The organism is Halomonas sp. XH26, assembly GCF_024138895.1.
In the GTDB taxonomy this organism is placed as follows: domain Bacteria; phylum Pseudomonadota; class Gammaproteobacteria; order Pseudomonadales; family Halomonadaceae; genus Vreelandella; species Vreelandella alkaliphila.
In genome coordinates, this window is sequence record NZ_CP071889.1 from 969,982 (window position 1) to 996,301 (window position 26,320).

The 26,320-nt window shown below is 54.2% G+C and carries 25 protein-coding genes; 11 read left to right on the top strand and 14 right to left on the bottom strand.

What is annotated here, in order from left to right:
- Positions 1-63: 63 nt before the first annotated feature.
- Positions 64-546, bottom strand: a complete 483-nt coding sequence (locus tag J4377_RS04455) for a PRC-barrel domain-containing protein (RefSeq protein WP_038482057.1) — start codon at positions 544-546, stop codon at positions 64-66.
- Between the two features lie 52 nt (positions 547-598).
- On the bottom strand, positions 599-796 hold the full coding sequence (locus J4377_RS04460; RefSeq protein ID WP_038482059.1) for a CsbD family protein: 198 nt from the start codon (positions 794-796) through the stop codon (positions 599-601).
- 507 nt (positions 797-1,303) lie between these two features.
- On the opposite strand from J4377_RS04460, the gene J4377_RS04465 reads away from it, so the two are divergent.
- Together J4377_RS04465 and nfi are read left to right on the top strand one after the other, a co-directional pair.
- Complete coding sequence (locus J4377_RS04465; RefSeq protein WP_038482062.1) at positions 1,304-3,016, top strand: DEAD/DEAH box helicase; 1,713 nt, start codon at positions 1,304-1,306, stop codon at positions 3,014-3,016.
- 161 nt (positions 3,017-3,177) lie between these two features.
- Entirely contained in the window at positions 3,178-3,870 is a 693-nt protein-coding gene (gene nfi / locus J4377_RS04470; RefSeq protein WP_038482065.1) for a deoxyribonuclease V, read from the top strand.
- Here nfi and J4377_RS04475 read toward each other — a convergent pair.
- Positions 3,863-4,579, bottom strand: a complete 717-nt coding sequence (locus J4377_RS04475) for a glutamine amidotransferase (protein WP_253487062.1) — start codon at positions 4,577-4,579, stop codon at positions 3,863-3,865. The genes nfi and J4377_RS04475 overlap by 8 nt on opposite strands.
- Positions 4,580-4,796: 217 nt before the next feature.
- Here J4377_RS04475 and J4377_RS04480 point away from each other — a divergent pair, with 217 nt between their 5' ends.
- Complete coding sequence (locus J4377_RS04480; protein WP_231658611.1) at positions 4,797-5,984, top strand: IS110 family transposase; 1,188 nt, start codon at positions 4,797-4,799, stop codon at positions 5,982-5,984.
- Positions 5,985-6,264: 280 nt separating this feature from the next.
- Entirely contained in the window at positions 6,265-6,768 is a 504-nt protein-coding gene (tpx, locus tag J4377_RS04485) for a thiol peroxidase (protein WP_253487064.1), read from the top strand.
- A 21-nt stretch (positions 6,769-6,789) separates the two neighbouring features.
- Here the strand turns inward: tpx and J4377_RS04490 are convergent, their stop codons facing one another.
- Both J4377_RS04490 and J4377_RS04495 read right to left on the bottom strand, forming a co-directional pair.
- Entirely contained in the window at positions 6,790-7,461 is a 672-nt protein-coding gene (locus tag J4377_RS04490; RefSeq protein ID WP_038482073.1) for a gamma-glutamyl-gamma-aminobutyrate hydrolase family protein, read from the bottom strand.
- A gap of 29 nt (positions 7,462-7,490) precedes the next feature.
- Positions 7,491-8,498, bottom strand: coding sequence for an amidoligase family protein (locus J4377_RS04495; RefSeq protein WP_038482076.1), 1,008 nt, complete (start codon positions 8,496-8,498; stop codon positions 7,491-7,493).
- A gap of 128 nt (positions 8,499-8,626) precedes the next feature.
- Here J4377_RS04495 and J4377_RS04500 point away from each other — a divergent pair, with 128 nt between their 5' ends.
- The gene (locus tag J4377_RS04500) at positions 8,627-11,125 is read left to right on the top strand and encodes a mechanosensitive ion channel family protein (protein ID WP_038482079.1); all 2,499 of its coding nucleotides are present in this window, start codon (positions 8,627-8,629) and stop codon (positions 11,123-11,125) included.
- On the opposite strand, the gene J4377_RS04505 is transcribed toward J4377_RS04500, so the two are convergent.
- Together J4377_RS04505 and J4377_RS04510 are read right to left on the bottom strand one after the other, a co-directional pair.
- Positions 11,042-11,473 carry a hypothetical protein gene (locus tag J4377_RS04505; protein ID WP_253487065.1) on the bottom strand — a complete coding sequence of 144 codons (432 nt, stop codon included), beginning with the start codon at positions 11,471-11,473 and terminating at the stop codon, positions 11,042-11,044. The genes J4377_RS04500 and J4377_RS04505 overlap by 84 nt on opposite strands.
- 65 nt (positions 11,474-11,538) lie before the next feature.
- The gene (locus J4377_RS04510) at positions 11,539-12,552 is read right to left on the bottom strand and encodes a J domain-containing protein (protein WP_253487067.1); all 1,014 of its coding nucleotides are present in this window, start codon (positions 12,550-12,552) and stop codon (positions 11,539-11,541) included.
- A 112-nt stretch (positions 12,553-12,664) separates the two neighbouring features.
- Between J4377_RS04510 and J4377_RS04515 the strand changes: the two genes are divergently transcribed.
- From J4377_RS04515 to J4377_RS04540, 6 genes are all read left to right on the top strand, one after another.
- Positions 12,665-14,095, top strand: coding sequence for a hypothetical protein (locus J4377_RS04515; protein ID WP_089038882.1), 1,431 nt, complete (start codon positions 12,665-12,667; stop codon positions 14,093-14,095).
- A gap of 123 nt (positions 14,096-14,218) precedes the next feature.
- Positions 14,219-14,908 carry a CBS domain-containing protein gene (locus tag J4377_RS04520; protein WP_120385588.1) on the top strand — a complete coding sequence of 230 codons (690 nt, stop codon included), beginning with the start codon at positions 14,219-14,221 and terminating at the stop codon, positions 14,906-14,908.
- A gap of 193 nt (positions 14,909-15,101) precedes the next feature.
- Positions 15,102-15,881 carry a ThuA domain-containing protein gene (locus J4377_RS04525; RefSeq protein ID WP_095602516.1) on the top strand — a complete coding sequence of 260 codons (780 nt, stop codon included), beginning with the start codon at positions 15,102-15,104 and terminating at the stop codon, positions 15,879-15,881.
- Positions 15,878-16,927 (top strand): Gfo/Idh/MocA family protein, encoded by a 1,050-nt coding sequence (locus J4377_RS04530; RefSeq protein WP_253487069.1) that lies wholly within the window; start codon positions 15,878-15,880, stop codon positions 16,925-16,927. Before J4377_RS04525 ends, J4377_RS04530 begins: the two co-directional genes overlap by 4 nt.
- Positions 16,928-16,987: 60 nt before the next feature.
- Positions 16,988-18,250 (top strand): ABC transporter substrate-binding protein, encoded by a 1,263-nt coding sequence (locus J4377_RS04535; RefSeq protein ID WP_120385586.1) that lies wholly within the window; start codon positions 16,988-16,990, stop codon positions 18,248-18,250.
- Positions 18,251-18,326: 76 nt separating this feature from the next.
- The gene (locus tag J4377_RS04540; protein ID WP_038482103.1) at positions 18,327-19,319 is read left to right on the top strand and encodes a LacI family DNA-binding transcriptional regulator; all 993 of its coding nucleotides are present in this window, start codon (positions 18,327-18,329) and stop codon (positions 19,317-19,319) included.
- A 4-nt stretch (positions 19,320-19,323) separates the two neighbouring features.
- Here J4377_RS04540 and cdd read toward each other — a convergent pair whose 3' ends face one another.
- The 7 genes from cdd to J4377_RS04575 all read right to left on the bottom strand — a co-directional run bounded on the left by cdd (position 19,324) and on the right by J4377_RS04575 (position 26,193).
- Positions 19,324-19,731, bottom strand: a complete 408-nt coding sequence (gene cdd / locus J4377_RS04545) for a cytidine deaminase (protein ID WP_038482106.1) — start codon at positions 19,729-19,731, stop codon at positions 19,324-19,326.
- Between the two features lie 23 nt (positions 19,732-19,754).
- Positions 19,755-20,480: a purine-nucleoside phosphorylase gene (gene deoD, locus J4377_RS04550; RefSeq protein ID WP_038482109.1), complete on the bottom strand. Its 726-nt coding sequence runs from the start codon at positions 20,478-20,480 to the stop codon at positions 19,755-19,757.
- A 54-nt stretch (positions 20,481-20,534) separates the two neighbouring features.
- Positions 20,535-21,779: a phosphopentomutase gene (locus J4377_RS04555; RefSeq protein ID WP_253487071.1), complete on the bottom strand. Its 1,245-nt coding sequence runs from the start codon at positions 21,777-21,779 to the stop codon at positions 20,535-20,537.
- The gene (deoA, locus tag J4377_RS04560) at positions 21,779-23,131 is read right to left on the bottom strand and encodes a thymidine phosphorylase (RefSeq protein ID WP_083001712.1); all 1,353 of its coding nucleotides are present in this window, start codon (positions 23,129-23,131) and stop codon (positions 21,779-21,781) included. Before deoA ends, J4377_RS04555 begins: the two co-directional genes overlap by 1 nt.
- Positions 23,132-23,950, bottom strand: a complete 819-nt coding sequence (gene deoC, locus J4377_RS04565; RefSeq protein ID WP_253487073.1) for a deoxyribose-phosphate aldolase — start codon at positions 23,948-23,950, stop codon at positions 23,132-23,134.
- Between the two features lie 83 nt (positions 23,951-24,033).
- Positions 24,034-25,317 carry a NupC/NupG family nucleoside CNT transporter gene (locus J4377_RS04570; protein WP_038482121.1) on the bottom strand — a complete coding sequence of 428 codons (1,284 nt, stop codon included), beginning with the start codon at positions 25,315-25,317 and terminating at the stop codon, positions 24,034-24,036.
- 33 nt (positions 25,318-25,350) lie between these two features.
- Positions 25,351-26,193: an outer membrane protein OmpK gene (locus J4377_RS04575; RefSeq protein WP_253487075.1), complete on the bottom strand. Its 843-nt coding sequence runs from the start codon at positions 26,191-26,193 to the stop codon at positions 25,351-25,353.
- Positions 26,194-26,320 lie beyond the last annotated feature (127 nt).

Consider the following 26,320-nt stretch of genomic DNA (forward strand, 5'->3'; position numbering starts at 1 on the left):
CCCAATTGCAGGGTGGCCCATTTGGCTAGTTAACCGCTAGCTTAAGCGGTTTAAGCTGGTAGCTTACTCGTTATCATTAACGGCTTCGCGGGTAGACTGCCAGGCGCTTTGAGCACCTTCTTTGGTCGTTTGCCATGCATCGCGGGCACTATTTTTAGTCTGCTCCCACCAATCACGATCATAGGTAGGGAAGGATTCAACTTCCTCTTGGGAAGCTTCAAGCATTATGCGGTGCTCGGTATCACCATCACTCTCGGTATGGGTCTCCAGGGTAAATTGATCGGTATTAATAACAATTTCACGACCACCCAAGCCAAGAATTGCGCCACTTTCAATGACTAGCGCTGAAATGCGCATTTCTTCATCAAAAAGAATATCTTCGACTTCACCTATTTCTTCACCAGAACCACCAGAAAAGAATACCTCTGCATCCATTATGTCATCTGCCGAATACATACCTTGGGGTTCAGTTGATGCCTGAACACCGAAGGCCAAGCTGCCTAAAAGGGCGGTACTGATAGCAGTGGTAAGCATTGTCTTGCGCATAGCATCTCTCCATGTAGCTATTAAAATGTGCGGTTTAATTAGACGACAAACGTTAAAGATCGTTCGCCCATTCATCAGCACGGCGTTCGGCTTCTTCCCGCTCTAAGCCATATTTCTGCTGTAGCTTGCCAACAAGTTGATCTTTCTTGCCGCCAATCTGGGTAAGCTCATCGTCAGTTAATTCGCCCCAGCTTGCGCGAGCTTTTCCTTTCATTTCTTTCCAGCTGCCTTCAATTTGATCCCAGTTCATAGCATCACTCCTTGAAGTTAGTGAACATCGTTAGGCACTTCTCAGGTTAGACGAACAGTGAATATGTGCAAGCTTGAGTATTAAGAACGGTTAAAGCAAAAAGACTGGTCATAAGCGATTGGCGGTGTTAGGATGCGCCCTCCTCGCATGTGTTGACCCCTCCATCACGACGATAAGCAATTTCCTATGTAGCTTTGACTACGAAGTGAAATGCTTGCTGGAACATCTTGCCAACTGCAGATGTTCATTGCTGTGAAGATGGCGCGCCTCCAGCATTTCACCAAACGGGTGAAATCGGCGCAGAAGGTCGCCACAGCGGTTAGCCCGTTTATGCGGTGTTTGCTAACCGAATGCTAGGTGCGACCGGCGTCTCCGACTCCATTGATGATGATATCCGCCTTGCGGATCCTTGTTTATTAATATGCATTGTCACGCGTATTAACGAGCAGAGTCAGAGACGCTTACGATGTTTTTTGCCGGAAAAACCGGCCTACCAAGGTGTGATTAATGACCTCGACTTCTGTCGCTTCGCCGAGCTTCGGCGATCTTGCTCTGTTGCCTGCCGTTCTCTCTGCTGTTGAAGCACAAGGCTACGAAATTCCCTCGCCGATCCAAGCGCAGACGATTCCTGCGTTGCTGGAAGGCCGCGATATGCTGGGCCAAGCACAAACCGGCACCGGCAAAACCGCTGCATTTGCATTGCCATTGTTATCGCGTTTAGAACTTACCCGTCGCGAGCCTCAAGTACTGGTTATGGCTCCGACCCGTGAACTTGCTCAGCAGGTTGCGGCTTCATTCAGTAAGTATGGCCAAAACCTCAAGGGTCTTGAAGTCGCTATCCTTTGTGGTGGCCAAGAATACCGTGAACAGTTAGGCGCGCTAAAGCGCGGTGCCCAGGTTATTGTTGGCACCCCTGGCCGTATTATCGACCACCTTGATCGCGGTAGTCTGAAACTCGACGGTCTTTCGGCACTCGTGCTGGATGAGGCTGACGAAATGCTGCGCATGGGCTTTATCGACGACGTAAAACGCGTGGTTGCCGATACCCCTAAAGATGCTCAGCGTGTGTTCTTCTCGGCAACGCTGCCGACTGAAATTGAACGCATTGTTAACCGCTATCTGGTTAATCCGGTAAAAGTCGCGATTGAGTCGCGCACGACGACCGGTGAAAACATTGAACAGCGTATTGTACGCGTCGATGGTGGCGCTAAGCTTGAAGCAGTGGCACGCATCCTTGAGGTTGAGCCGGTTGATGCCGCTATTGTCTTCGTGCGTACTCGTGCTGCTTGTACCACGCTGGTTGAACAGCTGACAGCCCGTGGCGTTAATGCCGCTGGCTTGTCTGGCGATCTAGACCAAAGCCTGCGTGAGCGCACCATTACACGTCTCAAGCGTGGCAAGGTTGATGTGCTGATTGCGACCGACGTCGCTGCTCGTGGTCTTGACGTTCCGCGTATTACGCACGTTATCAACTACGATCTGCCGCAAGACGCAGAAGCCTATACCCACCGTATCGGTCGTACCGGTCGTGCGGGCCGTAGCGGTATCGCGATTACGTTCGCTGGTTTCCGTGAAGGCCGTAAAGTGGGCTGGATGGAGCAGGCTACCGGTCAGAAAATGACTGAAATGCCGCTGCCAGACGAAGCCGCTATTCGCGCTCACCGTGATGATGTGTTCCATCATCGCGTTGTAGCAGCCCTGACCAAAGGTGCTGAAGAGCAGCGCGCACTGGTTGAGCGCCTGGTAGAAGAAGGCCATGATGCCGTTGAGCTAGCTTGTGCTTTTGCCGCGATGGCACGTGCTGACGAAGCGCCGATTGGACGCTTGCAAGCACCGCGTAAAGAGCGCACTACGCGTGATAGCGCGCCTGGTGGCAAGCCCGGTGGCCGTCGCGAGCGCTCAAGCGCACCTAGCGAAGGTATGATTCGTTACCGTGTTTCTGTTGGCCATAAAGATGGCGTTAAGCCTGGTCAACTGGTTGGTGCACTGGCGAACGAAGGTGGCATCGAAGGCGCCCGTATCGGTCGTATTGATATCCGCAACGCTTTCTCTGTAGTTGAACTACCCAGTGGCCTGCCTTCCACTATTCTGGCGAAAATGGCGCGAGCCCGCGTTGCTGGTCGCCCGTTAGAAATTAGTGAAGACAGTGCACCTGAGCGTGCTCCACGTCGTCGTCGTGATGACGGTGATGCACCCGTTCGTCGCCGCGAACGCGCTTAAGTTAATGTATAGCGCCATATTATAATGGTGCTTTAAAACGACGTTTAACGATCGTTCTATCCCCTTACGCCCTGCGGCTTAAGGGGATTTTTTTTGCCTGTCATTGCAGCTGGGAAGTTGAGCTACGTTAGTATGATGATGGTTCAGTAAAAGGAGGCTGCATGGACGCACCGCTACATGACTGGAATTTAGCTCCAAAAGAGGCCGTAGCGCTGCAAACAGAGCTGGCGAAACGACTTGAATTCACTGATCGTATCGGTTCTGTGCACCACATTGCTGGGGTCGATATTGGGTTTGAAGCGGGTGGTGATATCACTCGGGCGGCGGTCGTCGTTTTAGCGTGGCAGCCTGACAGCACACAGCATTTGGCTGTGGTAGAGCAGGTGGTTCATCGTGAGCCAACGCGGATGCCTTATATTCCTGGTCTGCTCTCTTTTCGCGAGATCCCAGCCGCTCTGGAAGCTTTCGCTAAGCTGACGATCACACCAGAGCTGGTAATGGTCGATGGGCAGGGGATTGCACATCCTCGGCGGCTTGGTGTCGCTGCCCACCTGGGGCTGTGGCTAAATTTACCGACGATCGGCATCGCTAAGTCCCGCTTGACGGGGCAGCATGCAGAGGTGGGAAACACGCGGGGGGATTGGGTGCCTCTAACATCAGGTAACGACGTTATTGGTGCCGTGCTACGCTCGCGGGAAAATGTGAAACCGGTGTTCGTGTCGCCAGGGCATCGATTATCCCTTGAAACATCGCTTGACTGGGTGGTGCGCTGTTTAGGACGCACCAAGTTACCAGAACCCACGCGATTAGCGGATCGGCTTGCATCAAGACGCGACCAAAAGCGGCTTACGTAAAGCGTAGGAAGTGGCGCAGTAGGCTAGAGGCCGCTTGAGTGTCGGTGATCGCGTCAATGAGAGCGTCAGGATTTTCACCTTGGTCGCGCAATGCGGCTTTCTGGCGCTCGATATAAGCATGCATCACTGGTCGGGTGAACTCTGGGTGAAACTGCACGCTCCATTGGCGGGGGCCATAACGTAATGCTTGATGAGCATCGTGGTTGTTATGCGCCAACACCGTGGCGTTGGGTGGCAACTGCATGACGGACTGGGCGTGGGTCAGGTGAGCCGAGAAGTGTGTGGGCAGTTTGCTAAACAGGGGGTCTTGATGGCCTGCTTGGGTAAGCCGAACATTGCGCGTTCCTGATTCTCTTCCAGCAGGGTGGTAATCGCTAATGCCCCCGAATGCTGACGCCATCAACTGGTGACCATAGCACACGCCAAGCATAGGGACGTTCTCGGCTAACGCTTGCTCAAGCCAAGGTTTTAGCGCCTCGCTCCACGGCTCCTGTTCGCTCACCATGCTGTGGGAACCCGTGAGCATAATGCCGGCGAATGAGGTGGGTGAAGGAGGAACACCTTGTTTGCGTGCATCCCAAACCTTGAGTGACAGATGTGTCGGCAGTGCCGTTGAAAACTGATTGATAAAGAGTTGCTCGAAATCACCGTATTGGTCGACCACTTCAGGGAAGGCGTCACCGGTTTTGATAATGACTAAAGAGGTCATGGCGTTCTCGTTGTCCTGTCAGAGGTAAGGTTAGCGAAGAAAGGTTAGAGAGGAAAGGTTAGCCCAATCAGGGCATTGCCCTGTAAGGTGGTAGCCCTCACCATACACCTTTTTAGCTTTATATTAGACATGATGGATTGACCTGCCCCTCCTCAACTTCGTGGGTTATGTTGAGGTTGAGGCAACAACGCAGAGCCACTATTAAGGGAGGCAGGTCATGAAACAGTCTAGCGTAAATCAACCGTCCTTTGGTGAACGCCGTAGCGGCGCTGGCAACGTCCATGCCGCTTATATCGGCCTGGATGTGCACAAGGCCACCATTGCCGTCTCTATCGCCGAGGCGGGGCGGCTCGAGCCCGAGTTTCGTGGCGAGATTCCTAACGAATCCAAGGCCATTGACAAGATGATTCGCCAGCTCAGCCAGCGGTTCAACGGGCAGCCTCTGTTGTTCAGTTATGAGGCTGGCCCTTGTGGTTACGGCCTCTATCACCAGATTCAGGCCAGCGGCCATGATGGCGAAGTGGTTGCCCCATCACTGATTCCTCGTCGTGCGGGAGATCGCGTCAAGACCGACCGACGAGACGCCGTCATGCTGGCCCGTCTCTCACGTGCTGGCGAACTCACGCCGGTCTGGGTGCCCACGCCCGAGCAGGAAGCCATTCGTGATCTGACACGTGCCCGTGAGGATATGAAGGCCATTGAGCTTAAAGCACGTCAACGTCTGAGCGCATTCTTGCTACGCCACGGCAAGGTCTACACTGGCAAAAGTAAGTGGATACCGGTTCATTTTCGCTGGCTCGAGACCGTCCGCTTCGATAATCGGATTCAGCAGATCGTGCTACAGGAGTACATTGAGGCCGTGAGAGAGGCTCAACGACGCGTTGCAGGGTTAGAGAAGCAAATGGAAGCGGCGTTAATGGAGTGGTCACTGGCCTCGGTGGTTCGGTCGCTAATGGCGATGCGTGGGATCAGCCTGATTACCGCCATGACAGTGCTGGCCGAGCTGGGTGATATCAGCCGGTTCGACTCACCGCGGCAACTGATGGCCTACCTGGGACTAGTGCCCAGCGAGCACTCCAGTGGCGGTAGTCGCCGACAGGGAGGCATCACTAAAACGGGTAATGGTCATGTGCGTCGTGTGTTGGTGGAGGCCGCCTGGAGCTATCGCTTCCCCGCGCGCAAGACGCGCATTATTGAGAAGCGAGCCGAGCAGACCACGCCGACGGTGCAGGCAATCGCCTGGGAAGCACAGAAACGACTCTGCGGACGTTACCGTCGATTGGCGGCCACGGGCAAGATGAAGCAGCAGGTTATCACCGCCGTCGCGCGCGAATTGACGGGGTTTATGTGGGCGATTGCCTGTGAGGCTATGGGCAAACCGCACGGAAGCCGGGCAACCGCATGACTATCACGTTCCAGTGTCTAGGTGTCAGGGAGCGTCGGGCCGGTGGGAGAACCCCTGGCCCTCCTATGAGGCCCCGCCCTCTGGGGCTGGGTGACCCTCGCTTGTAGAGCAGGGTAGCTCCGCGACGAAGTGATGACAGGTCGGTAACCAACCCACGAATACCAGAGAGATCCACCGTCGCAGATAGCCCTTCGCTTCCTGACCCCTAGGCATTGAGGACAACCGAATGAACGAAAGATAACCGTGCCCTTGACAGGTCAATCCATACCAGGAGCCTAATATGCAACAGATAACGCGTGCTGGCGAGCCCATGGATGTGGCAGGGATGCTACCTGCTCCAGGTCAAACTGCTCCGCTGATGACGCTCACCAATACCAATTTAGAAGATGTTACCCTCGATACTTATTCGGGCAAGCGCAAAGTACTGAATATTATCCCCAGTGTGGATACGCCCACTTGTGCGGTGTCTACTCGACGGTTCAATGAACTGGCCTCGCAATTGGATAATACCGTTGTACTGGTCGTGTCTGCTGACCTGCCATTTGCAGCCAAGCGCTTTTGCGGTGCAGAAGGGTTAGATAACGTTGAAACCTTGTCTACCTTCCGCCATCGAGAGTTCCAAGAAGCTTGGGGTGTCGCATTGGCTAATAGTGCAATGGAAGGATTGTGCGCCCGTGCCGTGGTAGTGCTCGATCCAGACAACCGCGTGTTGCACAGTGAGTTGGTAAGCGAGCTGAAAAATGAGCCTGATTATGAGGCCGCGCTGGCAGCCTTAAAAGGCTAGCCAGAGGCGGTACGCAGGTTTCTAACCTGCACCTTGTTTCGCTGCCGCCACCAGTGCACTAATTAAACGCTGCTGGGGGCGGTTGAAAATAAGCCACTCGGGATGCCATTGCACGCCAATCAAAAAATCATGTTTTGTCGACTCAATTCCCTGGACTAGCCCGTCTCGGTCGCGGGCGACAATATTGATGCCGCCACCTGCTTGATTGACCGCCTGATGGTGCAGGCTATTCACGCGACACCATGTGACGCCTAATAGCTGATAAAGCTTGCTACCTCCGACAATATCTACTGTCTTACGCGGTAGCACAGTACGCCGTCGTTTCAGACCTTCATGGGTGGTGTAAATATCAGGGTCGAGGGTGCCACCTAAATGGACGTTGATTAGCTGCGCCCCCCGGCAAATTCCCAATACAGGAGTATTTTGCGGAATAAATCGGCCGAGTAGATTGAGCTCTAGTTCATCGCGGGCTGGGTCTAGCCGCACATCCAGCTGTACTTCGCCGCCGTAAAGATGTGCTTGAATATCATCGCCGCCACCAATAATTAGCCCGTCAAGGTGGGCAGGTAAGGGGCGTGAAGGGGACAAGCGAAGCGGTTGGCCGCCATGTCGCCATACGGCGAACCAGTCAAACCACCACGCTAGATGGCTTTTTTGATCAGAGGTTGTAATCCCAATAAGCGGTCGAGACATGCTGGCACGTTCTCACTAAGGCAGTGTGTTTAGGATGACTTCAATAGGCCAAGCAGCTTCGCTTTACAGCGTTTCCACCACGGTTGGCTGTGTTCAGCAATATACTCATCGCAGCGAGCACGCAGCACGTCACTGTTTGCGGCTAGCTTTTCTACCTCAACCCAGCGATTCCACTCCACAACTGACCCCCAACTGGGCTGAGAAAGCTGCGCATTGGGTAGCCGGTAATGAAACGTTGGGCGTGGTTTAGTGAGCTGGCTATGAAGCAGCTCATGGGGATGGTCAGGACGCAGGTGCGCAAACAGCGGCAGTAGGTCTAACTCTCGATTACGCGTTGGGTTGTAGTGCAGATAGTCATCGATAAACGTATCTAAATCAGGCTGATAACCAGAGTCCAGGACTTTTAGGGCGTACTCTTTATGAAATGGATTGGCGTGAGGCAGTACTTCACGGGTAATGTCGACTTTGATCTCATCGCGCAGCCAGCTGGCGAGCAGCAAGTACGCTTGCATCATGGCCAGAAGGTAACCAACGTCAAACCGTTCTACTTCAGGATTTAGATGCAAGCCAAATCCGTAGAGTAAACTGGCATCGGTGCCTTTCGCGCCTTTGTCACGCAGAGCACCAAATAACTGGTCTAGTTCCTCTAGCTCATTCCAGGGAATCGGCGGACAGACAATTTCAGTAGGCACTAAGCCCGTCACCATGTCGCCAATTAGTTCACGGGTTTTTTGATGGAACTCTATTCGCCGATGGCGCTGCTGGCGTGCCCATTCACTGTCGCTTTCATGGTGTTCTTCAAGTAACGTTTTATCAGGATGAGCATACTGGGTATCCAGCTCAATACCGAACTTGCCCCATCGAGTCGCTTCAACGAGTAGCCGATGGGGACTTACCACGTTAAGCTCACCCCCAAATAGCTCGCGTACCAGTTCAGCGGTATCATGCGGCGGAAGTCCGGCGAATTCGATTTCCACACCGACACGCCTTGTTTTTCCATCACTATTGGTACGGTTAGGAGGAGCTTGCAGCGTCATCTCGGTATCCTTGAGGTGAACGTTTAAGCCAACAGCCTATCACAGTCACGCATTAAGGCTGAGAGTATAAAGTTAAGTAAACGCTCACTAATCGGCGTGTTATGTCAGTTCATTTTCGGGAGTCAAGCGTGCGACAGCACTGGACAATCAATATCGTGTTAGGCGTTTTTTTGACGCTACTCATAGGTGTGATGACCTTCGCTCAGGCGCAGAGCGTTTCTCTGCCAAGCCTGGGGGGAGGCAGTGATGCATCAGAAGAGCAGAGTGTCAGTAGTGAACGCTTCCAAAGCTCGCTTAGCGATGTGATTGCAATGCTGGAGAATGAAGAGCAGCGTAGAGCGCTGCTCGACTCTCTGCGTGAATTGCAGCTTGCCACCGAGGCTAGCGAAGAGGACAAAATCGTTCATCAAGGCCTGCTGGGCGCATTAGCCGATACGCTGACCGATATTGGCGAGCAGGCTCAGGCTGGCGATTCGCCGGTTGATGAATGGTCACGACAGTTGGTTCAAGGGGCTGAGGATTTACGCGCATTAAATGATGGTGCTGACCAGGGGGAGGCGTTACGCGCAGTGGCTGAAGGCGCCGTCCTCGGTGTTATTTGGGGGACGCTGCTGGTCGTTATGATTGCGTTTGGGCGTTTGATCGCCACACGACGAGAATGGCCGCTTGATTTGCCTCGAGACCCGAAAGCATGGTTATTGGCGGTGCACTTTTTACGTCGCATGCTGCCTTGGGCACTGTCATTCGCGATTACGCTAGGGATTGGGCAGATATTACCTTACAGCCCAGGCCGAGCGGTTGTATTGGTTGTGGCTTACGTTTGTGTGTGTGGTCGTGCGTTGTCGGTGGTGATTGAAACGGTCATTGCGTTTTTCAGCCGCGGCCATCGTTTTACAGCGGTACAGGTGCTGCAACAAAAAGCCTTGCGTGGTCTGTTTGTGATTGGCGCATTAATCGCTTTGGGCGATGCAGTTAACTCCACCCGCTTGGTTGAGTTGCTGGGTAGTGAGCTTTCCAGCTTAGTGTCTGTGCTTGCGAATATGTTGGCTGCGCTGCTGTCGGCGCGCTTTATCTTTAAGTTTAAACGACCTGTTCGTCATTTGATCTGTAACCGCCCTTACAAGCAGCGCCGTGATGCGAGTGCCGCCGTTGAGATGGTCCGTGCGCTGGGCGGCCTCTGGCATATTCCTGCGCTGCTGATGGTGGGTGGCTCATTATTGGCGATCTTTATCACCGTGGGCGATGTGGGTACAGCGCTTGCGCGCTCGATTATCTCGGCAAGCTTATTAGTGTTGACGTTAGTGGTGACGGGCTTGTTGAGACGTCAGTCAGAGCGCTTGGGTAAACGCCGTCATCGCCGTCGTTACAGCCAATATCGTAAGCGTTTAGAGCGCTTCGGCTTTGTACTTGCCCACCTGTGCGCCTGGATGGTATTCGCTGAACTGTTTATGCAGGTTTGGGGCGGTTCGCTGTTTGGCCTTGGTCAGCAAGCGGTAGCCAGTGCCCGCATTGGTCAAGCATTGGTAAGTCTAGGGGCAACTATTCTGCTGGCTTGGCTGGTATGGATCTTTGCTGATACGGCTATTCAACGGGCGCTAACGTCACCCGCGCGTTCTCGCGGTAGGCGAGTGAATCAAGCCCGGGCGCAAACCATTACGCCGATGATTCGTAATGTTATTTTTGTGACGATTTTGATTATTGCGGTGATTGCCGGGTTAGCAAATCTTGGCGTTAATGTTACACCACTACTCGCGGGTGCGGGTGTCATCGGTCTGGCGATTGGTTTTGGTGCTCAAACGTTGGTGCAGGATTTAATCACCGGGATTTTTATTCTGATTGAAGACTCCCTGGCGGTGGATGACTTCGTTCAGATTAATGGCCATATGGGGACTGTTGAGGGCTTAACGCTACGTACTGTAAAGCTGCGTGATTTAGATGGGGTTGTCCATATCATTACCTTTAGCCGTATTGAGTCGATTCATAACATGTCGCGCCAATTCGGTATTGCGCTAATGCGGATTCGTATCCCTTATGCGATGAAAATCGATGATGCAATTACGCTGATGCAAGAGACAGCACAAGAGTTACGCAAAGACCCTATGATGCGTCACTATATTTGGTCACCTTTAGAAATGCAGGGTGTACAGGGCTTTGAAGATGGTTGCCCTATTTTGCGCATGCGTTTTCGCACAGCACCAGAAATGCAGTGGGACGTATCGCGTGCCTTTAACTTGCTATTGAAGCAACGCATGGAAGCGCAGGAAATCGATCTGGGCGTACCGCGTCTCAGTGTCAGCATGGAGGCGCGTTCAGAAAATCGTCGGCAAGATCGTATGCCCGATGAGACTGCGAGAGAAGAGCCTACGGGAAAAGAGCGCACCGGCACGGATTTCACGCTCGATGAGCCGGGTGACAAGAGCAGGGGAGGGAAGATCAGTGATGAAGACGGGGATAGCCCGCGAAAGCGGCCAGCGCCGCCAAAACCTGCTCCGCGCCCGACAGAAGCTGAAACCCGCCGAGATGAGCGCGAGCGGGCAGAGCCATCAACCTATGCTAAGCCCAAGGCCCAAGGCGAGCCCAAAGGCGAGACCTATGCTAGCACCAATGGTGAACAGGGCGACGAGTAGCCACGGGCCTTTGAAACGCCTCCAGCGGTTATAAAGCGATATCGCAAGACTGACGCGATCAATCAGCTCGTCATGGCGCGAAATAGCATGATCAGGTGGTAGGGAAAAGTCGTTGGCTACATCGCCTTGCCAGTGAGCAGCGTGGGTGAGTCCAAGTCTTGCCCGCAGTTGTCCTATGTCGCTGACGGTTTTGTGGAGCTTGTTATAAGCGTCGCGATGTTCTGCAACACCAAGTACGGTTTCAGCATCCTGGCGCAACGCGCTGTTTGGGCAGCGGGCCACCGCGCTATTGATTTCTTGATCGCTCGCGTCGGGTGTTAGTGTCAGTCGTTGATACAAATCGCGCATAATGTTCGAGTCGATACTCACTGTCGGTTTGGGTGCTCTGCCCTTAATCGTTAACAGTAGGCTAATCAGGTATTTTGCATCAAATAATCGTAGGCACTTTTGATACGCTGAAAACGCGTTGATGCCAGCGCTATTTGATGTTCACTACCCGAATAGAAACGGTCAGGGTGGTGTAGCTGCGCCATTCGGCGATAGGCACGGCGGATATCGGCACGATTAGCCCCTGGTGTCAGTCCTAATACTGCCAGCGCCCGTGTGTTTCGATCAGGTGGTGAAGAGGGTCGCTCCCGCTGTTGGCGACGGGCTTCTTCCTGACGCTTTTGCTCTTGTTGCCAGCGCTGACGCTCTTGCTGCTGGGTCTGTTCTTGGCGTTTGCGGCGCTCTTGTTGTTTGTTCTGTTCCCGCTTGTTCTGTTCCCGCTTGTTCTGTTCTTGCTTGGCCTGCTGCTGTTTTGCCTTCTCGCGGTGTGCTTCTTCCTGTTGGCGTTGTTTATTCTGCTGCTTTTGTTGCTGTTGTTCTTTATTAGCACGCTGGCGCTCTTCGGCCTCTTTTGCTTTCTGCTCAGCCGCGTGTGCATCACGTGCCTTGCGCGCGTGATATTCTGGATCGTGCACCTGCCAATAAGCATCTCGACTGGGGTCCTCTGCTGATTGCAGTGGCTTGCCCGTTAACTCATGAAAGAGAGTGCTGAATGTGGCAGGTGTGACATTTAGCAAATCAGCGAGAAAGCCCAGAATGTAATGGTTATTCAGAGATAGCTCGCCATCGTCGGTGGCTACAGTGATCGCTTGGTAAAGTATGCTGAGACTGCGCTCATTGGAGCACTCTTTGCGCACAACCTCGGCCGCTAACTGAATAGCTCGAAGGTCTTGACTATGGGCAATGCTCATCACCGGCCCAAGTTCGTGTCCGTGACGAAATTGTGCGGTGACTTGAGCCAGTCGGCGTCGCCGCTGGCCTTCAGACACCTGCTGGCGATGTACAAGCACCCAGGCTAACAGTAGTAGTGTTGCCGTATCCACTTGGCTGCGGCTCTTTAGCAGCAACAGCTCAAAGGGTGAAAAACGGGCAATGGACATTCCCTGGCTCCAAGGCAAAGAGGTTAACCGCAGAAGTGCTTTAACGGCCATCCTGATAATGATTGGCCATGGTATATCATCGCGTTACGCAATGAAGTAGGAGATTCGTTAGGTGATCAATGTTGAGCGTAAAAATAGCTTCCAGCTGAGGCTCACTCGGCGGCTCAAGGAAGAAACGTCGCACACGCTCGATGTTTACCTATTTGTGCCCAAAGAGCTTGGGCTTAGCACCCATGTCATTTCAGAAGAGGCGTTTTATCACGGCGCGATCAGCGTTTCACGCACTTACTACAGTGATGAGTACCATTTACCGTTGGTCCATAGCCGTTTAGCGAGCCGTAATCAGTTAGGCAGTGATTCCTATCGATTAAGTTTAAGTTTGTATGCTTATCAATATGTTGGGGCGTTAGAGCGAACGACTCAGGCAATGCTGGTCAGCGCCCGAAAACTACGCCATGCCACTAGCGATCAGCGCCAGGAGAGCGGCGAGCTTCAAGAGCTTGCCGATGCGCTCCGTGACCAACTGTATGAAATGAGCGATTTGAGTGACGGCATTCTTAAACGGTTGCGGCGCAATTCGCCCACCGACGAGCGGCTCTATAAATACTTTGCCAACATCGATAATTACCTTTCCTGGTTTACCGAGCAGCAACTGCTGGCATTGGTAGCGCATATGCCTCGTGGCGGCGAGTTTAGTGAGATAAAGCGTCGCTTTATCATCGTCTGCCAGCGTGAAAGCGACTATCGAAAAGAGCAAGAGTATAACGCTGAACGGGTGATGGAAGACCCCACTCGGATGTCGAATAAAATGCGCTTGCTAAGGCGGCTTATAGAGCATCCCATTACGCTCAAACAGCGTGCTCTAGAGCTTGGGAGCGGCGAGCAGAAGGCAGTAAAAGCGTTGGCGACGGCAGTGGTAATGACCTTTGTATCGCTTGGTGTGCTCCACTTGCGAAGTGTGCTGGGCGATGTCACTGCGTTGTTTGTATTGGCGTTGGCGCTGCTTTATGCGATGCGGGAAGTGTTTAAAGACGATCTGCGTAACACGTTATGGCGCTGGCTGCGGCGTGGGAGGCCAAAGTGGCGGCGGCAATATATCGACCCCACACGCAATCAATCGGTGGGCCGGCAGTTAGAGTGGTTCGACTATAAGCGCTATGCCGCACTAGATGCTGATATCCAGCAAATGCGCCGCCGCACGGTCGCTCAGCGTGAAGAAGAAGTACTTCACTATCGTTCCAGCTCGCGTATGTCGCCTACCCGTTTTTTAAGCGGTTATGAGCATACCCGTGAAACGCTGCATATCGATCTTTCCATGCTGACGCGCTTAATGAGCAAAGAGAAGCACTTCATTTACCGTCTGAAGGAAGGTCAGGCCGTTAGAGAAAGTGTCGAGAGACGTCACCTGTTTAACTTGGTCATTCGTGAGACGGGTAGTGAGGACACAACCTACCTAGCTCGCTGGAAAGTGGTTGTGAGCCGTTCTGGCATTGTCGATGTCGAGAAAGTCGCTGAGGAAAGTGTAGAGAAAACCAGCAAATAAACTGCGTTGGATCAATAGACTGGCACTGAGACCGAGCCTGCATAGCGAAATCACTAGTAGCACACTAGTCTCAAAGGTGAGCAATATAATTTGCGACTGCGACCCTGTCGCCTGGAGGATACTGTGCAAGCTATCGACATTATGACACCCAACGTGGTGTGTGTAGGGCCCGACGCAAACGTGCGCGATATAGCTCAGTTGCTACTCGAAAACCGCATTAGTGCCGTACCGGTCGTCGATGATGAGCGTAGAGTGTTGGGTATCGTGAGTGAAGGCGATTTGATGCGTCGAGTGAAAGATGAAACGGATGATAACCGCTCTTGGTGGCTCTCGCTCTTCAGTGGCGGTAAAGACGCGGGGACATATATTAAATCCCATGGGCGTAAGGCGCATGAGGTAATGACCTCCAAGCCACTAACTGTCGAAGAAAATGCACCGCTGCATAGCATTGCTCGTTTGCTGGAAAAGCATCACATCAAGCGGGTGCCAGTGGTGCGAGACGGTAAGCTCGTCGGTATTGTCAGTCGCGCAAACCTACTTCAAGGGATTGCTAACGCGGTTGTAGCGCCCACTCAGTCGCCGGAGGATGACCGCTCTATCCGTGAAGCCATTCTTAAAGAGATCGACAATAACACCGGCGTACGAACCGAAAGCTTTAGTGTGATTGTCGATGGCGGAAACGTAGAGATTTGGGGGCTAGTAGAGTCTGTAGAACAGAAGCAAGCGGTAACCGTAGCGGCTGAAAATACCCAGGGCGTCAAGAGTGTTGAAAATCACCTTGGCATGATGCCTCGTGGAGCGGGCTACTTCTAATACGCTGTGTTTCTTATCTAAACAGCCCGTTGCTTAGTGCAGCGGGCTTTTTTGTGGGCGCTAATGCGCACTCTTTTTGCTCGTAAAAGGCGACTAAAGTTGTATTTAAGTAAACGTTTACTCTTTGCAAGTAAACGTTTACTTTAAGCCTCGTAGGTCATTTTTGAAGATGTTTTATTTCGCAGGAGAATGTATGAGCATTAACGTGACCGTATGGGGAGAAAACGTCCACGAGCAAACCAATGATGTCGTGGCGCGTATTTACCCTAAGGGCATGCACCAGTGCATCGCCGAAGGTTTAAACGAAGCGGAAGGCATAAATGCCTCTGCCGTGACGCTGCAGGATCCTGATCAAGGCTTGAGCGAAGCAACGCTTGAAAGCACCGATGTGCTGCTATGGTGGGGCCACGCCGCCCATGGCGATGTGTTAGAGGAGACGGTTGATCGCGTTCAAAAACGCGTACTCCAGGGCATGGGTTTGATTGTGCTGCACTCGGGGCACTACTCGAAAATTTTTAAGCGCTTAATGGGAACTACGTGTTCACTCAAGTGGCGTGAAGCGGGCGAGCGGGAACGGCTGTGGGTAGTGAACCCGGGTCACCCGATTGTTCAAGGGCTGGGGGACTATATCGAGCTGCCCCATACCGAAATGTACGGTGAACCGTTTGCGGTGCCCAATCCTGATGAAGTGATCTTTATCAGTGCCTTTGAGGGGGGCGAAGTGTTCCGCTCCGGCCTTACCTACAAACGTGGCAACGGCAAGATTTTCTACTTCCGTCCTGGGCATGAAACCTATCCGATTTATTACGATGCCCAGGTGAAAACCGTGTTGAAAAACGCCGTGAACTGGGCACGCCCGGAAGGCTCGCGATGGATCGACAGTTGCCCTAATGTACCCGCTGACCAAGCGCCTAATCCGGTCGAGATTAAAGGCGAAAGCCTGCATAAACCCGGCGAGGAGGGCTTTAAATGATCCGTTTAGCGATAATTGGTGCAGGCAGCATGGCTGGCGAGCACGCCAAGCATTTTGGCCGTCTTGAAGGCATCGAAGTGGTTGCTGTGTGCGACCGAGACCTTGCCAAAGCCCAGGCGTTTGCAGAGCATCATGGCATTGCCGACGTGTATCAAGACCTGGAGGCCATGTTGGCTCGGGATGATATCCACGCGGTAAGTAACGTCACCCCAGATGGTGTTCACAAAGCCACGTCGCTGGCCGCCATTGCCGCAGGTAAGCATATTTTGTGTGAAAAACCGCTGGCGACAAATGCACAAGATGCCCGTGAAATGGCGGCCGCTGCTAAGGCCGCAAACGTGATCAACATGGTCAACCTAAGCTACCGCGATGCCCCAGCGATTCAGCACGCGCGGGCGCTGATTGCGGGAGGGGCGATTGGTCAAGTTCGTCATGTCGATGCCAGTTATAGGCAAAGTTGGCTGGTGAGTAACGCCTGGGGGCGCTGGAATGAAGATAGCCAGTGGCTGTGGCGGCTTTCTGAAGCCCACGGCAGCAAAGGCGTATTAGGCGATGTTGGTGTGCATATTGTCGACTTTGCCAGCTTCCCCGTTGGCGACATTACCCGAGTTAACTGCGAGTTAACCTGCTTTGAAAAAGCTCAAGACAATCGTATTGGTGAGTATGTGCTGGATGCCAATGATACGGCGCTGATGAGGGTGACATTTGCCAATGGTGCGAGGGGCACTATTCAGGCCACTCGCTGGGCAACAGGGCATCACAACTCGTTGGCGCTGAGCGTGCACGGCGATAAAGGCGCGATTCGTATTGACCTGGACGCCTCAAAAGATGACGTGCAGGTATGCCTCGATGATGATGTACATCCCGCTCGCTGGAGCACTGTGAAAGCACCGTCCACGCCGAGTATTTACCAGCGCTTCGTCGAGAGCATTCGCAGTGGGAATAACGATCAACCGGATTTTGCCCGCGGCGCGGCGATTCAAACCGTGCTCGATGCCTGTTTCGTATCAAGCCAGGAAGACCGCAGCCTAGCGATTGCCAGCTAGGTGGATGGCTCGACCCTTTAACTAGCTCCCTACCTACCAATAACAATAGAGGTGAATGCTATGCGTTATTACCTGCGCTCGTCAGCGGTACTGTTTGCCCTGCTGCCCGCAACGCTACCTGCCATGGCGGCTGAAATTACCATTGCCTGTGGCGATGGTGGGGCAGCAGATTTTTGCCCAACCCTGGCAGAACGGTGGGCCGATGCTAATGGTCACCAAGTGAATATCGTCACCACCCCGGCATCACCCACTGAGAAGTTGTCGCTTTATCAGCAACTATTAGGCAGCCAATCGCAAGATGTGGATGTGCTGATGGTGGATATTGTGTGGCCAGGGCTACTTGCCGACCATTTGGTTGACCTAAACGACTACCTGCCGGAAGGCGCGGCTGACGGCTTTATTCCCTCGCTGATGGATAACAATACCGTGCAGGGCAAGCTGGTGGCGTTGCCGTGGTTTACGGATGCAGGCTTGCTCTATTACCGGCAGGACTTGTTGGACAAATACGCTGCCGACGTACCAGCAACTTGGCAGGCGTTGACTGATACTGCGCGGCGTATCCAGCAGGCTGAGCGCGACGCAGGTAATGCGCGCATGCATGGGTTTGTGTTTCAGGGGCGAGCTTATGAGGGGCTGACCACGAATGCGTTGGAGTGGATAGCCAGCTACGGTGGCGGCACTTTTGTGGATGCCGATGGGCAAGTCACCATAGATAATCCCCAAGCCGTAGAGGCCATCACGCTAGCAGCCTCTTGGGTGGGTGATATTAGCCCTGAGGGTGTGCGCAATTACATGGAAGAAGAAGCACGTGGGGTGTTCCAGGCGGGTAATGCCGTGTTTATGCGCAACTGGCCTTATGTCTGGTCGTTGGGGCAGGCAGATGGCACGCCCATTCAAGGCAAGTTTGGCGTCGCGCCGTTACCCCGCGGGTCCGAAGGGCAGTCTGTCGCGACGCTTGGCGGCTGGAACTGGGCGGTTTCGCGCTATTCAGAGCACCCTGACATCGCCGCCGACCTAGTGGCTTATCTCGCCGCTGAAGAGCAACAGAAAGCTCACGCCATTGAGTTTGGTCGAAACCCGACGCGGCCTGTGCTCTATGAAAATGCCGAGGTGCTGGAAGCCCATCCGTTTATTGGCGAACTTTATGAAACCGTTATGAACGGTGTGCCACGTCCTGCGAGCGTTACTGGAGAAGCGTATCCGCGGGTGTCTAACGCCGTGTTCAACCGTGTGCATGACGCCCTATCCGGTGATATTTCCCCCGAACAAGCAATTCAGCAGCTCGATAGTGAGCTTGCCCGTATAGGTAGGCGTGGTTGGTAGCTGGATTTGCCGCAATGCTCAGCGATTTTCGGCACAATTTTTGGCACAATCATAGGCCGAATCGCTGAGGCATGGCATGAAACAGACCAAACAGAGCGCTCAAACGGCGACCATACGCGAAATAGCCCGGCGGGCCGATGTATCCATTGCTTCGGTCAGTCGGGCACTTAATGGTAAGCCAGGGCTAAGCGACGCGTTGCGGGAAAAAATTCTTACCATCAGCCGCGAGGTAGCGTACCAGCCCAGCGCAGCGGCCAGGCAACTGATTAGTGGCAAGGCCGCAGTGGTAGGAATTTCCCTGGGACGCCAGGATATAGAGCTGCGTCCCTACTATATTTTGCTGTATCAGCACTTAACTGTGGCACTGCACCAGCAGGGCATGGTGCCGATCTTTTTCCACCACGATCAAACTGCCGAGCTTCCAGAACGGGCGGGCGCGGCTATTCTACTGGGGGAAACCTCTGAGGATGCGCGCCCTACCTTGCTAGAAGGCGCTGGCGTGCCTTTTGTGCGCATTGGCAACCCAGGGCGAGGTTTTTCGGTCGCACCGGATGATGCTCAAGGGTTTTATGAAATGACGCACCACCTCATCGCGCAAGGGCGTCGACAGCTCGCCTTTGTTGGCGGTGAGTTGGAAATACCGCGTCCTCACAGCCGTTTAGAGGGGTACCGACGGGCGCTTGATGAGGCTGGACTCTGTGAGCAACTAATTAGCCTGCCACATCGATTCAGCTCAGACTCACTGACCAGCTATCGTTATTTAAATCGCGCGTTGGCGCAGATCACAACTGGCCAAACGCTGCCATTTGATGCGCTAGTATGCGCCACCGACGAGCTGGCGCTGGGCTGCGTCGCTGCGCTAGAAGACAGGGGAGTCGACGTGCCTCACCAAGTCGCAGTGACCGGCTTTGATGACCTGCCAACCCTTGCCACTGGGTTAACCACCATTCGCCAAGATATTGCAGCAATTGCGGCAATGAGTGTGGAGCTGTTGGGCGAAGCGCTAGCAAACAAAGCGCCCCGGCATGTATCGCTGCCGGTGACGCTGGTACTGCGGGAAACAGCCTGAACACTTAGCGCGGTGGCAGTTGCTCGGGGCCGAAGGCATCGGGCAGTAGTGTTTCCATAGTGTAGGTTTTCAGCACGCCGCCCTGGTGAGAAAGCACCATGATTTGCGTTTCTGGGGTGGCGAATTCACGGATGCGCTGGCGGCAGTCGCCACAGGGTGTGCACAGGTGCTCGCCTGGTCCCATCACGTACACCTTGGCAAGCTCACGCTGGCCAGCGGTGATCATGGCGGAAATCGCTGAGGCTTCCGCGCACAGCCCTTTGTAGTGCGCCACTTCTACGTTAGCGCCTGCAAACTGCTGGCCATCCGGGCACTCCATCACCGCGGCGACTGGGTGGTTGGAGTAGGGCGCATAAGCGTTGCCCAAAGTGGTCAGCAGCGTGTCAACCAGTGCCTGATCCGCTTGGCTCATGGCGTTATCCTCATCAATGGCTATTAGGCCTTAGCAGCGTCGTCACGCAATACGGTGTCTAGCGCAATCGTCATCATGTCGTTGAAGGTGGTCTGACGGTCGGCGCTGGAGAGCGACTCGCCTTTCAGGATATGGTCGGACACCGTGCAGATGGTTAGTGCGCGAGCACCAAACTCTGCTGCCACGCCGTAAAGGCCTGCCGCTTCCATTTCCACACCCACGATGCCGTAGCGCTTGAGCAGTTCAGCCATGTCGGTCTGCGGGTTGTAGAACAGATCCGCTGAGAAAATATTGCCGACTTTTACTGGCACATTCTGCGCCTTGGCGGCAGCAACGGCGTGGCTTGTAAGCTCAAAGTCAGCGATGGCCGAGAAGTCGTGGTCATTAAAGCGCATGCGGTTCACTTTGGAATCTGTGCAGGCACCCATGCCAATAACCACGTCACGTACGTTGACGTCGTCGCGCACCGCGCCGCAGGAACCTACACGAATAATCGACTTAACGCCGTAGTCGGTAATCAGCTCTTTGGCATAAATAGACACCGACGGAATGCCCATGCCGTGGCCCATGACCGAAATTTCGCGGCCCTTGTAAGTGCCGGTGTAGCCGAACATGCTGCGTACATCGTTGACCTGGCGAACATTTTCCAGGTAGGTGTCGGCGATGTACTTGGCGCGTAGTGGGTCGCCAGGCATCAGAACGGTATCAGCGAAATCGCCCATTTCAGCATTGATATGTGGTGTTGCCATAAAACGCTCCTATTGATCGTTTTTTAATCAGATTAATTCGCTAAACGCTGCGGTTCAGGCAGCGTTGGGCAAAAAGCTCTTGCCGTCTTCCATCGCTTCAACGGCGAAGAAGGCGGCTAATGTCTGGCCGATATCGGCAAAAGTGTCGCGCTCGCCTAGCGGGCCGGAGGAAAACCCTGCGCCATGTACCATCACTGGCACATATTCGCGGGTGTGTTCGGTGCCTTCCCAGCTGGGGTCGCAACCGTGGTCGGCGGTGAGCAGCAACAGGTCATCATCGTTCAGTGCGGCAAGCAGTTCCGGCAGGCGGGCATCGAAATGCTCAAGCGCGGCGGCGTAGCCCGGCACGTCACGGCGGTGGCCGTAAACCGAATCAAAATCAACAAAGTTGGTCATGATCATAGTGGTTCGGTCGCTGGTTTCTTTTGCGGTGCGGGCTACCTCGGCGAGCGTGGCTTCCATCAGAGCGTCGTGGCCGCTGGCTTTGACCTTATGGGTAATGCCGCAATGCGCGTAAATATCCGCGATCTTGCCAATCGAGACCACTTCGCCGCCCGCATCTGCCAGTTTCTGCAGCACGGTGGGGCTGGGTGGCTCAACGCTGTAGTCGCGGCGGTTGCCGGTGCGGGCAAAACTGGCGCTGTCATCGCCGTTAAACGGGCGGGCAATCACACGGCCAATGTTGTAGGGCTCGAGAAGCTCGCGTACGGTTTCGCACAGCGCGTAGAGACGCTCTAAGCCAAAGTGCTCCTCGTGGGCGGCAATCTGAAACACCGAATCTGCCGAGGTATACACAATTGGCTTGCCGGTGGCTATGTGCTCTTCACCCAGGCGGGCGATGATCTCGGTGCCCGAAGCGTGGCAGTTGCCAATCACCCCAGTGAGGCCGGCTTCTTGCACGATGGCGTCGAGCAGTTCAAGGGGGAAGCTGTTGGTTTTATCAAGAAAATAACCCCAGTCAAAACGCACCGGTACGCCAGCAATTTCCCAGTGGCCGGAGGGAGTGTCCTTGCCACTGGAGATCTCTTTGGCGTGGGCGTACGCACCTGTTAATTGAGCTGGCAAGTTAACGCCTTCGGCGACGCTTCCCGTTGCATCGCGGTGGGCGTGGAACAGGCCTAGCGCCGCCATGTTGGGCAGTTTTAGGGGGCCTGAGCGCTCAGCGGTATCAGCATCACCGCGGGCGCAGGCGGCAGCGATGTGGCCCAGGGTGTCAGCACCCTGGTCGCCGAATTTGTCAGCATCGGGGGCGCTACCGATCCCAAACGAATCAAGGACTAATACAATCGCACGACGCATTAGGCTTCTCCTCGGAAGGTGTCTTGAAGCAGTGTGTCCGCTGCGGCAGGCTCTTCGCTAAGCGTCATGGCGGCACGCAACTGAGCAGCGGCACGCTTGGCCGCATCTTCACTGCGGGCGTGAACGATGGCTAACGGACGCTGGCTATCGACTCGGTCACCAATCTCGACAATATCGCTAAAACCAACGCTGTGATCGACGCTAGCATCGTTGCGCAGGCGGCCACCACCCAGCTCGACCACGCTCATACCGACGGCACGGGTGTCGATGCGCTGTACGATGCCACTCTGCTCGGGGTATACCGGCTGAATGACCGGTGCGGTGGCCAAGTAGCTATCCGAGCGTTCCATAAAGTCGGCGGGGCCGCCCAGCTCGCGCACCATCCGGGCGAAGACTTCGGCTGCCGCACCCGAGGTGAGCGCTTTTTCCAGCTTAGTTAGGGCTTCTTCACGGTTGTTGACCAGTTTGCCAGCGATCAGCATTTCCACCGCCAGTTCGCGGGTGACCTGCATAACGCGACTGTTGGCACGTTCGCCGCGCAGCAGGGCCAGGGTCTCGACAATTTCGACTGCGTTGCCAGCGCAAGGGGCCAACGGCTGGCTCATGTCGGTGAGCAGGGCCGTGGTTGGGGTGCCGGCTTGGGTTGCCACGTTGGCGATGCTTTTAGCTAGCTCGCGGGATTTTTCCGGCGTGGGCATAAAGGCGCCGCTGCCAACCTTAACGTCCATCACTAAGGCATCTAAACCAGAGGCCAGTTTTTTACCCAGAATAGAGGCGGTAATCAGTGGAATGGACTCCACGGTGGCGGTCACATCACGCACGCCGTAAATGCGTTTATCGGCGGGGGCTAGATTGCCGGTTTGGCCGATAATCGCTACACCGGTGGATTTCACCACACTGCTAAAGCGTTCCGGCGCTGGGTAGGGATCGTAACCGGGGATTGACTCCAGCTTGTCCAGCGTGCCGCCGGTGTGGCCAAGGCCACGGCCGGAAATCATCGGCACAAAGGCGCCGCAAGCGGCGACCCAGGGGCCGAGCACCAACGACACTAAATCACCAACGCCGCCGGTAGAGTGTTTATCGACAATCGGGCCGGGTAGGTTGAGGGAGTCCCACTGCATGACATGGCCCGAGTCGCGGGTCGCCGTGGTCAGGGCGACGACTTCTTCACGGCTCATGCCGTTTAAGAACACCGCCATGGTGAAGGCGCCAATCTGGGCGTCGCTGATGCGATCATCGGCAATGCCCTGTACGAAGGCTTTGATCTCTTCCGCGGGTAGCGGCTGACTATCGCGCTTCAGGCGAATCAGTTCCTGGGGCAGGAGAGCGTGATGAGAAGCGGTAGATGACATTTAGTAGCCTCCGTTAGTAGTGGCGAGCGGTGCGGTTTGTGGGGCGCCGCTTAGCGTATTCAATAAATTACCCAGCAGGCTGGAGGCACCAAACCGGAAGTGCTCAGGCGTTACCCACTGCGCGCCCATAATGTTCGTAGCAAGTGCTAGATACTCGGCGGCTTCTTCAGTGGTGCGCACGCCACCGGCGGCTTTAAACCCGACATCTTCACCGCTGGCTTTAATCGCGTTGAGCATGATCTCAGCGGCTTCCAGTGTGGCGTTTGTTTCGACCTTGCCTGTCGATGTTTTAATAAAGTCAGCACCGCCTTCAATCGCCAGTTCACTGGCACGCTTGATAAGCGCGGGATCTTTGAGCACGCCCGATTCAATGATGACTTTTAAGCGTGCTTGACCAGCGCAAGCGGCTTTACACATTTCGACTAGCTCTAGGCCGATTGCTTCATCGCCTGCCATCAATGCGCGGTAGGGGAAGACCACATCGACTTCATCGGCACCGGAAGCGACAGCGTCGCGGGTTTCACGGGCAGCGCCCATGACGTCGTCACCACCGTCAGGAAAGTTGGTAACCGTGGCAATTTTAACGTGGTCATTGAGCTTGTGAGCGGTTAGTGCCCGCTGCGCGGTAACCACAAATTGCGGATAAACGCATACCGCTGCTGGGTTGCCAAAGGGTGTTTTAAGTTGCTGGCAGAGCGCTTCAATCGTGCTATCGGTGTCGCTGTCGTTCAGGCTCGTTAGATCCATGAGGGTGAGTGCTTGACGGGCAGCTTGGGTAAGTTGGGCTTGAGTGTGCTGAGAGGAGGCAGTCGCAGTCATGGAATTCTCGTAAATTAATAAAAGACAAAACGGGCCCTGCGTGAAAACAGCAGCGCCCGTTGCAAAGTGTCGTGCTCGCTGCGTTAAGCCGTGGCGCTACTCAACGCAATAAAGAAGCCTGCAATTGAGGCCGACATTAGGTTAGAGAGTGTACCGGCCAATACGGCCTTCACGCCAAAACGGGCAATCTCTTTACGGCGTGTAGGGGCAATGCTGCCTAAGCCGCCTAGCAAAATAGCAATGGATGACAGGTTGGCAAAGCCACATAACGCAAAGGAAAGAATCGCCATGGTGTGTGGAGTCATCATTTGACCCGTGGCGGCCACCACCTGTTCTCCATCAATGTAGGGAGCCAAGTTGATAAAGGCCACAAACTCATTCACCACCAGTTTTTGACCGATAAACGAACCCGCCAGGGTGGCTTCTTCCCAAGGGACGCCAAGTAAGAAGGCAAGCGGTGAAAATAGCCAGCCGAGAATCAGTTCAAGGCTGAGCGATTCAAAGCCAAACCAACCGCCAATGCCGCCTAGAATACCGTTAATCAGGGCAATAAGTGCAATAAACGCGAGCAGCATGGCACCGACGTTGGCGGCAAGTTTCATGCCTGACGTAGCGCCCGCTGCTGCTGCATCCAATACGTTGGCGGGTTTGTCTTCCTGCTCTTTAAGCTCTTCTTCTACTTTAGAAACGCTGTCGCTATCGGTCGCGTCTTGAGTTTCAGGCATGATTAATTTGGCGAACAGTAGGCCACCCGGTGCCGCCATAAACGAAGCGGCGACCAAGTATTCCATCGGAATACCCAAGGCGGCGTAGCCCGCCAGTACCGAACCAGCCACCGATGCCAGGCCACCACACATCACTGCAAATAGCTGAGAAGGCGTCATGCGAGCGATAAACGGACGTACCACCAGCGGCGCTTCGGTTTGGCCAACAAAGATATTTGCCGTGGCAGAAAGCGATTCGGTGCGAGAAGTGCCGAGTGCTTTTTGCAGCGCGCCGCCTAAAATCCGAATGACCCACTGCATAATGCCTATGTAGTAAAGTACCGCGATGAGTGACGAAAAAAAGATAATCACTGGCAGTACTTTTATGGCAAAAACAAAGCCGACGTTATCGACATCGGCTAAGCCGCCAAACAGAAAGCCAATGCCGTCATTGGCGTAGACCAGTACTTGGCTAACGCCGGACGAAATGGCTTGCAGGACTGCTTGGCCAAAGGGCACATAAAGTACAAATGCACCAATACCCGCCTGGATGGCAAACGCGCCAAGCACGGTGCGCAGCCGAATTGATTTACGGTCGTAAGAGAAGATAAGTGCGATGGTTACCAGCGTAACCATGCCTACCAAGCTCATGATGAGAGTCATGTGGGTACCTTCCGAGCGTGTGAAGTGAAGCGATTACAGTAAGTTTAATTTTACTGAGTAAATCATCGCATTTTGGTAAGCGTTCGGGGTACCCAGCTTATTATCTGAGTAGCGATACTGCACGCCGGTGGTAATCAGCTCAGAAGGATGCCACCACAAGCTAAGCGCGCCGTTGGTGCCCACGCTGCCCGCTTTACCGCCCACGTAGTTTTGTTCCAGGTACTCGTCGTCACGGCCAAAGGTTTGTTCATGCCAGTTAGTGACACTGAAGTTCTGGTTGAGTGCTGAGAAGTCATAACCTGCTACCCAACCCGCCATAAAGCCGTTCATGCCAGTGTAGCCGTCGCTCTGTACACGTGCTGCGCCAATAAACGGTTTGAACCATAGGCCGTTGTCGAACGTCGTGCGGTAGCCAAGGCCGAGAATTTGATCCTGCTCGCGAGCGTTGAAACCATAATCGCGGAAGTCGTACAGGTGCGCGTAGATCGATAGCGGGCTGTCGCCTAAATAAATATGCGAAGTGATTTTGCCTGCGGTACGAAAGTTGTCTTTACCACCGCTTGATTCGTCAAACTGGTCGTTGGTTGGGTTCTCGAAATCGAAGAAACCGTAGAATTCGCCCCAGCTGTAACCTACGCCGCCTTCGATTTCGACAAACGTGAAGTCGCTTTTTGCTGCGTTACTAGCGGTACGCGCTTCAGTACCGTTAGACCAATCCAAGTAGTTCACCGAAACGTTGGCAAACGACCAAAGGGGCGTCGTTGGTGACGCGGGGGTGTCGTTTGCTAACGCTGGCGTTACCAGCGCAGAGCTAGCCAGTAAAACGCCAGCGCCAAGCGTGACGAAAGAAGAGCGAGAAGGGTTTTGAGCAGTCATGGAAGCCTCAACAGGGTTGTTATGAGTCGTGTGGGCTGGCGTTGATGTTAAAATTATAACATTGAGTGTTATTTTTTTAACGTTGATTTGCAAGTATTACCCCATCAACGCTCTGTATATGTGATAT